The sequence below is a fragment of the Gordonia sp. 852002-50395_SCH5434458 genome, from assembly GCF_001665905.1.
Classification (GTDB): Bacteria; Actinomycetota; Actinomycetes; order Mycobacteriales; family Mycobacteriaceae; genus Gordonia; species Gordonia jacobaea.
Map to the genome: position 1 here is coordinate 77,443 of NZ_LZTC01000003.1, position 8,481 is coordinate 85,923.

Below are 8,481 nucleotides of genomic sequence, written 5' to 3' on the forward strand. Positions count from 1 at the left end.
CAAGCCATGCGCCGGATTCCGCTGTGGGTGTATGTCCCCGCCATCCTCGGAATCTGCTTCATCCTGATCGGTCCGCTCGCGATCATCGTACGGATGCCGTGGGGGGACTTCTGGGGCTCCATCACCTCGCAGGCATCTCTCGACGCTCTGCGGCTCGGCGTGCTCACCGCGGTGACAAGCACTCTGATATGCGTGATCCTCGGCGTGCCGATCGCCTTCGTCTTCGCTCGGTTTCAGGGGGCCGCTGTCCGCGTGCTGCGCGCAATGGTGTTGCTGCCCTTGGTGTTGCCACCGGTGGTCGGCGGTATCGCGCTGCTGTACGCACTCGGCCGCTACGGAATCGTCGGTCAGTATCTGGACCGGGCGGGTATCCAGTTGGCGTTCACCACGGCCGGTGTGGTTGTCGCGCAGACGTTTGTCGCAATGCCGTTCCTGGTCCTGAGTGTCGAGGGCGCGTTGCGGTCGGCCGGAGCTGACTACGAACAGGTCGCAGCGACGCTGGGCGCGAGCCCGACCAGGACTCTGTGGAAAGTCACACTGCCACTGGTCTTTCCGGCGCTGACAGCAGGTGCGGTACTGGCCTTTGCGCGAGCTCTCGGCGAGTTCGGCGCGACCATCACATTCGCGGGTAACCTGCCGGGAACCACGCAGACGGCACCACTGAAGATCTACCTCGACTCGATCAACGATCCGATCGAGGCTCTCCCGCTGTCTCTGGTGCTCATGGGGGTCGCGCTGGTCGTCGTCGTCGCTGTGCATCTACGACGGACCCCGGCGGTGGGTGCGTGAGCGGCCTGCGTGCGTCGATCCGTTGTGCGACGCCGTTTCTCGAGATCGACCTCGACGTCGCGGATGGGGAGACCTGCGCGATACTCGGACCCAACGGATCGGGTAAGAGCACCACCCTCGCCGTGCTGGCAGGGCTGCGCCGCACCGACGACTCGACGGTCGACTACGACGGCCGCAGTCTGCAGGACGGGAAAAGCTTTGTGCCACCGCATCGCCGGTCGGTGGTGCTGCTCGCTCAGCAGCCGCGTCTGTTCCCCCACATGAGCGTCGCGCGCAACGTCGCCTTCGGGCCGGAGTCCGCGGGTTTGTCGCGGAAAAAGGTTGCGGCCCGTACCGAACGATGGCTCGCCGCGGTCGGTGTCGCCGAGTTCGCCGACCGTTCCCCGAAACAACTGTCGGGTGGACAGGCACAGCGCGTCGCGATCGCACGCGCTCTCGCGACCGAACCCGACGTACTACTCCTCGACGAGCCGTTCGCTGCGCTCGATGTGGATGTGGCACAACAGATGCGCACCCTGTTGCGGTCGCTGATCACCGAGCGGAAGGGCTGCACGGTGCTCGTCACACACGACCTCGTCGACGCCGTCGCACTCGCCGACGATGTCGTGATCATCGAGCATGGCCGGGTCGTCGGACGTGGTCCGACACGAGAGGTGTTGCGGCGACCGGAAACAGCGTTCGCCGCCGCACTCACGGGTCTCAACATGTTCGTCGGGACCTTTCAGGCGCCCGCAACCGTCATCGGAGTCGACGGCGGCAGCGTAACGGGCGTGTCGGCAGACGCGAGCAGGCCTGGTATCGGAGCGGTGGCCACCTTCTCACCGCGCGCGGTGGCGCTGTATCTCGATGCGCCGCAGGGAAGTCCGCGCACGGTCTTGAGCGGAACGGTCTCGGAGGTCATGCCCCAGGGTGATCACGCGATCGTGCGCTGCGACGTTGCCGGGCAGGTGGTCTCGGCGGAGGTGACATGGGGCGCCGTCGGAGATCTCGCACTCGGTGCCGGCCGCGAGGTCTATCTGGTCATCAAGGCGAATGAGGTGCGCGTCTACGAGGCGACGTCTTCGGCCGAGCCGTCGGATGTGGACTCAGACCCGGACTCGGCCTCGTCTCCTGACTCTGCCTCGTCTCCTGACTTGGCATCCGATTCGTAATACTTGTTGGCGTCCAACACCTTTGCGCGCAGCCGCCGGTACCCGCGGACCGACAGCGGGGAGATCGACCGCACGTAGAAGCGGTCATCATCGGCGAGATCGTCGGCCACCGGCTCGCTGATCAGAGTCGTGCCCGGTCGGGCCGAACCGCACAGGCGTGCCGCGATGTTCACGGGCTCACCGAAGACATCGCCGAGTCGGGAGAGTACCTGCCCGCGCGCGAGTCCCACGCGCAGTGCCGGGATGGGTTTGTCGTCGCTGAGGTGGTGTATCGCTAGCGCTGCCTGTGCCGCGGCCTCCGATGAGGTGAACGTGAACATCACGCCGTCGCCGAGGGTCTTGACGACGTGGCCGCGGTACCGGGCCACCACGTCGAAGGTGCGGTCCTCGAACGTCTCGAGTAGATGCTCGAGCTCGTCGAGAGGGGTACGTCGAGACAGGCTGGTGTATCCGACGATGTCGGCGAACCCGACGACGAGCTCCATCCGCTCGTCGGATTCGCGGGATTCGTCGCGGGTCATGGACATGTCGAGGTGCCTGCGCCAGATCAACTGCTGCATCACGCCCAGGGCATTCGCCATCTGATCGCGGGTCCATGGAACGTCTGGATTGCGTTCGAGTTCGGTCAACTGGTCGGCCTGCCACTCGGCGAGGCGCGACATCGTCTGGCCGATCGCACGTGCGGTGGCGACCTGCGCGATCTCGGGCATGGTGTGTTCGGAGTCGGCAAAGAGTCCGAGTGCCTTCACCTCTTCTGCCGTGAAGATCTTGTCGGGTGTCGACTGTCGCGCGAAACCGAAAGCGTTCCAGATCTTTTCGGCATACTCGGGAGAGAGTCCCAGCTCTTCCACGAGTTCGTCGCGCGTGTATCGCGGCTCGGGAGCGCTCAGTCCCGAACGTTCCTGGTCACTCACGGACGCCCCCCGCCCATGCCGTGCTGCTGTGCATGAGTCAACGGTAGCGGTTCGCCGACCTCATAGTCCCAGGACGCCCTTCATCAGGTAGGCCATCTCGGCGGCGAAGTCGGGGCGGGCGGTGCCGCGGCGCATGCGCACGGCGTCGTTGACGATCGACAGCGCGGCGTGGACCGCGACCGCGCGCTGATCGGGCCGAACGTCGGGTTGGATCTGGCCGAGGAGATCGATCCAGCGTCGGACGTAGCGGCGCTGGACGTCGAGTAGCTCGGCCGCGGCCTCCTGCCCGGCGAAGACCGCCGAGCTGTTGAACGCCACGGAGAGGTCGGGCGTGGACGTGATCACGGTGACGTAGGAGTCGACGAGGAGCCCGAGGAGTTTGGCGGGGTCGGCGGTGGTCGACTGCGCGGCCATGACACCGGTCTCGAGTCGCATGGCGCTGCGTTGGCCGATGCCGAGCAGGATGGCGAGCTTCGACGAAAAGTGTTTGTAGACACTGGGTCCGGTGATTCCGACGGCGGCGCCGATGTCGTCGACCCCCACGTCGGCGTAACCGTGATCGGCGAAGAGCGCGGCCGCGGCGTCGAGGATCTCGTCACGCCGCGACGACGAGAGGCCGGCGATGGTGGGCTCGGCAGGTAGGTCGGGTGCGGTCGCGGGGTGCAGGTCGAGCAGTCGCTCGGTGAGTACGACGAGTTCGGCGCGCGCACGGGCCGCTGACATCCGCGAGTTGTGTACCGCGAGGCTGCCCGCGACGCTCAATGCCGCCCAACCCAGTGAGCGGGCCTCGCGGTCGGACAGGCCGGGACGCTCGCTGACGATCGCAGTCGCCCAGCGTGCCAGGACCTGCTGGGTGCGCAGGACCATCTGCTTGTTCTGGTCCTCCGACAGATAGTTGCTCGTCCACCGCCACAGCGACACCGATTCGGGGTGGTGCACGCCGAGGTCGCAGAGCGCGTTGATCAGCTCACTCAGGGGGCGCTGACCGTCGCCGAGGGTGCGGTCGGTGCATGCCTCGAGGTCGTCGACACCCGCGAGCACGGCCGCGGACAGCAACGCCTGCTTGTCGTCGAAGTGTCGATAGACCGACGGCGCGGTCACGCCCGAGGCGCGGGCGATATCGGCAACCGAGACATGCGGGTAGCCACGATCGAGGAACAGTGCCGCGGCATGGTCGACCAACTGCCGTTTGCGGTCGGCAGGCCGTGAGCGACGTGACTTCTGAGTAGACATTGTTAATCGACCTTAGCTCAGATCTGTCCGCTTCCGCGACTAGTTGACCACCTGCTATAGCCAAAGAAGTGATCCCGCGTTAGCCTCGTAGGGTAACCATCGCTGGTTCATGTGAAAGGAACATTCGTGCCTGATCAAGCATTCATCTACGAGGCGATCCGTACGCCGCGTGGCAAGCAGCGCGGTGGCTCGCTGCACAGCATCAAGCCCGTCGACCTCGCGTCCGGCCTCATCAACGAGGTTCTCGCACGTCACGGCAGCCTCGACCCGGCCGACATCAACGACGTCATCCTCGGCGTCGTCTCGCCGGTCGGCGAGCAGGGCGGCGTCATCTCGCGTACCGCAGCTCTCAACAGCGGCCTGCCCGAGACCGTCCCCGGCACCCAGATCGACCGCTTCTGCGCGTCGGGCCTCGAGGCCACCAACCTCGCAGCGGCCAAGGTCGCGTCCGGCTTCGACGACCTCGTGCTCGCCGGCGGCGTCGAGTCGATGTCGCGTGTCCCGATGGGCAGCGACGGCGGCGCACTCTTCATGGACCCGACCACCGCGTACGACAACTACATCGTGCCGCAGGGCATCGGTGCCGACCTCATCGCGACGATCGAGGGATTCAGCCGCGAAGACGTCGACGCCTTCGCAGCAGAGTCGCAGGAGCGCGCCGAAAACGCTTGGAACGGTGGATACTTCGCCAAGTCTGTGGTTCCGGTCCGTGACATCAACGGCGTGATCGTGCTCGATCACGACGAGCATCGTCGTCCGGGTTCGACCGTCGAGTCGCTCGGCAAGCTCAAGCCCGCGTTCGCCGCGCTCGCCGAGATGGCAGGCTTCGACGACGTCGCGCTGCAGAAGTACCACAGCGTCGAGAAGATCGACCACGTTCACACCGGTGGCAACAGCTCCGGCATCGTCGACGGTGCGTCGCTGGTCCTCATCGGTAGCGAAGAGGCAGGCAAGCGCAACGGGCTCACCCCGCGCGGTCGCGTTGTCTCCTTCGCGGAGATCGGTTCCGAGCCCACCATCATGCTCACCGGTCCCACCCCGGCCACCGAGCTGGCGCTGAAGAAGGCCGGACTGACCGTCGACGACATCGACGTCTTCGAGCTGAACGAGGCGTTCGCGGCCGTCGTCTTGAAGTGGATGAAGGACCTGAACATCCCGCACGAGAAGGTCAACCGCAACGGTGGCGCCATCGCCATGGGTCACCCGCTGGGTGCAACCGGCGCGATGATCTTCGGCACCTGCCTCGACGAGCTCGAGCGCACCGGCGGCCGCTACGGCCTGATCACCCTGTGTATCGGCGGCGGCATGGGCGTCGCGACCGTCATCGAGCGTCTCTGACCTACAGAAGGACTTTCAAAAGCAATGAGTGACAACATGATTGGCTGGGAGAAGGACGCCGACGGCGTTGTCGTCCTCACCATGGACGACAAGGCGCAGGGCGCCAACACGATGAACGACACGTTCATCGCCTCGATCGCGGCTACCGTCGATCGTCTCGAGGCCGAGAAGGACGACATCACCGGTGTCGTCATCACCTCGGCGAAGAAGACCTTCTTCGCAGGCGGCGACCTCAAGGACATGACCGCGGAGCGGACGCAGTCCAAGGAAGAGATCGCCGCGTCGATCACCGAGCGCACCAACGGCATGAAGACCGTGCTGCGTCGCCTGGAGAAGCTGGGCAAGCCCGTTGTGGCGGCCATCAACGGCGCTGCCCTCGGCGGTGGCCTCGAACTCGCGCTGCACACCCACTACCGCGTCATCGCCGACGTGAAGGGCGCCGTCGTCGGCCTGCCCGAGGTCACCCTCGGCCTGCTGCCCGGTGGCGGCGGCGTCGTGCGTACCGTCCGCCTGCTCGGTATGCAGAACGCGCTGATGGGCGTGCTGCTGCAGGGTCCGCGCTTCAACGCGACCAAGGCCAAGGAGACCGGCCTGGTCGACGAGGTCGTCGGATCGGTCGAGGAGCTCCTGCCCGCCGCGAAGGCGTGGATCAAGGAGAACCCCGAGGCACAGCAGCCGTGGGACAAGAAGGGCTACAAGATCCCGGGTGGTGCACCGACCAACCCGTCGGTCGCAGCCAACCTGCCGGCGTTCCCCGCTCTGCTGCGTAAGCAAATCAAGGGCGCGAACATGCCTGCGCCGCGCGCCATCCTGGCCGCTGCCATCGAAGGTGCCTACGTCGACGTCGACACCGCCGACCTCGTCGAGACCCGTTACTTCGTCTCGCTGGTCACCGGCCAGGTCGCGCAGAACATGATCAAGGCGTTCTTCTTCGACCTGCAGACCATCAACAACGGTGGCTCGCGTCCCGAGGGCTACCCGAAGTGGCAGGCCAAGAAGGTCGGCGTGATCGGTGCCGGAATGATGGGCGCCGCAATCGCTTACGTGTCGGCCAAGGCCGGTATCGACGTCGTCCTCAAGGACGTGTCGCTGGAGAACGCGGAGAAAGGCAAGGGCTACGCGGTCAAGCTCGAGGAGAAGGCACTCTCCCGCGGCAAGACCACCCAGGAGAAGAGCGACGCGCTGCTCGGTCGGATTCAGCCGACCGGCGATGCCGCCGACTTCAAGGGCGTCGACCTGGTCATCGAGGCCGCTTTCGAGTCGGTCGAGGTGAAGAACAAGGTGTTCCAGGAGATCGAGGACGTCGTCGAACCCGACGCAGTGCTCGGCTCGAACACCTCGACGCTGCCGATCACCATCCTCGCCGAGGGTGTGAAGCGCTCCGAGGACTTCATCGGAATCCACTTCTTCTCGCCGGTCGACAAGATGCCGCTGGTCGAGATCATCCGCGGTGAGAAGACCTCGGATGCGGTGCTGGCCAAGGTGATCGACTACACGCTGCAGATCCGCAAGACCCCGATCGTCGTTCACGACAGCCGCGGGTTCTTCACCAGCCGCGTCATCGGTACGTTCATCAACGAGGCCATCGCCGCCGTCGGTGAGGGCATCGAGCCTGCGTTCATCGAGCACGCGGGCACTCAGGCCGGCTACCCGGCAGCACCGCTGCAGCTGTCCGACGAGCTCAACCTCGTCCTGATGCAGAAGATCCGCAAGTCCAGCGAGGACGGCGCGAAGGCCGAGGGCAAGGAACTGCCTCAGCACGGCTCCTTCGAGGTCATCGACTACCTGGTCGACGAGGGTCGTCCGGGCAAGAAGGAAGGCGCGGGCTTCTACGAGTACGACGAGAACGGCAAGCGTGTCCGGCTGTGGCCGGGCCTGCGCGACCACTTCAAGTCGGGCAGCACCGAGATCCCGTTCGAGGACATGCAGGAGCGCATGCTCTTCGCCGAGGCCCTCGAGACCGTGAAGTGCTTCGACGAGGGAGTCCTCGACTCCGTCGCCGACGCCAACATCGGCTCGATCTTCGGCATCGGCTTCCCCGCGTGGACCGGTGGCGTGATCCAGTACATCAACCAGTACGAGGGTGGACTGCAGGGCTTCGTCGACCGCTCGCGCGACCTGGCCAAGAAGTACGGCTCGCACTTCGAGCCGCCTGCCTCGCTCGTCGAGAAGGCCGCCAAGGGCGAGAAGTACTGAGCTTCTTGATCTAGCCGGGTCCCTGATCTGGCTGAGTCTGAAGTGACCCACACGAGGTGGGGGAGGAACTTTCCTCCCCCACCTTTGTGTTCGCTACCCAGTCGGCGGGATTCAGCGCACAGTCGACGGGATGAGGCGCCCAGTCGGCTGAGGGAAGTGGGCTTCAGAATCCGCCGCAGACGAGCGGCGAGAATTGTCAGACCTCGTCTGTATGTTCGATGTATGTCCTTGGAAACCTTCCCCGACCCGGCCGACGCGGCCGACGCCACAGGCGTGCCCGCGCCGCAGCCGCCGGTGCTCGCGCGTGTTGCCGAGGACGAATCCCTGTCGAAAACCGATCTGGTCGAGGTGATCGCGCACTGCGCGTCGACCATCGCATCGGCACAGTTCCGTCTGTTGACGGCGATCAGCCTCATCCACGAGGAACACGAAGAAGACTACGGCGTCGAGATCGGCGAACTCACCGACGGCCGCGCCGACTCACCAGAACAGTTGCGCGAGTTCGCTGCTCGCGGACAAGCTGGCGACGACCCCCGCGCACAGTACGGCCCAAATGGTTTGGAACGCACCATCGCCGACGTCGGCGCCGTGTTGTCGCTACCGCCGGGTCGGGCACGCGAACTGATCATCGACGCCCACGCCCTGCGCTACCGACTCCCCTACACCTCCTCACTCCTGGCCTGCGGGCGCATCGATCTGCAGCGGTTCCACATCGCTGTCGCCCGCACCAGCCTGTGCGGACCGGACACCATCGACGAGGTCGACGCCCGCCTCACCGCAGCACTCTCGGCACGCGATCATTTGTCGACGACCCGTTTTGCTGCGCTCGTCGATTCTGTTGTCGCCCAGGTCGATGCCGA

General features: G+C 65.5%; 7 protein-coding genes. 5 read left to right on the forward strand and 2 right to left on the reverse strand.

Going from position 1 to position 8,481, the window contains the following annotated elements; translation table 11 throughout:
• The first annotated feature begins 6 nt into the window (after window positions 1-6).
• A complete protein-coding gene (locus A5785_RS00570) occupies window positions 7-789 on the forward strand; it encodes an ABC transporter permease (protein WP_064864129.1) in 783 nt (260 codons plus the stop codon).
• On the forward strand, window positions 786-1,940 hold the full coding sequence (locus A5785_RS00575) for a sulfate/molybdate ABC transporter ATP-binding protein (protein WP_082938103.1): 1,155 nt from the start codon (window positions 786-788) through the stop codon (window positions 1,938-1,940). The genes A5785_RS00570 and A5785_RS00575 overlap by 4 nt, the downstream gene beginning before the upstream one ends.
• Here A5785_RS00575 and A5785_RS00580 read toward each other — a convergent pair.
• Entirely contained in the window at window positions 1,835-2,854 is a 1,020-nt protein-coding gene (locus tag A5785_RS00580; protein WP_082938104.1) for an adenylate/guanylate cyclase domain-containing protein, read from the reverse strand. The two genes, A5785_RS00575 and A5785_RS00580, sit on opposite strands and share 106 nt — an antisense overlap.
• A 60-nt stretch (window positions 2,855-2,914) precedes the next feature.
• The gene (locus A5785_RS00585; protein WP_064864131.1) at window positions 2,915-4,087 is read right to left on the reverse strand and encodes a TetR/AcrR family transcriptional regulator; all 1,173 of its coding nucleotides are present in this window, start codon (window positions 4,085-4,087) and stop codon (window positions 2,915-2,917) included.
• 126 nt (window positions 4,088-4,213) lie between these two features.
• Here A5785_RS00585 and A5785_RS00590 point away from each other — a divergent pair, with 126 nt between their 5' ends.
• From A5785_RS00590 to A5785_RS00600, 3 genes are all read left to right on the forward strand, one after another.
• Entirely contained in the window at window positions 4,214-5,425 is a 1,212-nt protein-coding gene (locus A5785_RS00590; RefSeq protein ID WP_039856095.1) for an acetyl-CoA C-acetyltransferase, read from the forward strand.
• 24 nt (window positions 5,426-5,449) lie between these two features.
• On the forward strand, window positions 5,450-7,621 hold the full coding sequence (locus tag A5785_RS00595; protein ID WP_064864133.1) for a 3-hydroxyacyl-CoA dehydrogenase NAD-binding domain-containing protein: 2,172 nt from the start codon (window positions 5,450-5,452) through the stop codon (window positions 7,619-7,621).
• Window positions 7,622-7,843: 222 nt separating this feature from the next.
• On the forward strand, window positions 7,844-8,481 hold a 638-nt coding region (locus A5785_RS00600), incomplete at its 3' end, for a DUF222 domain-containing protein (protein ID WP_197500784.1).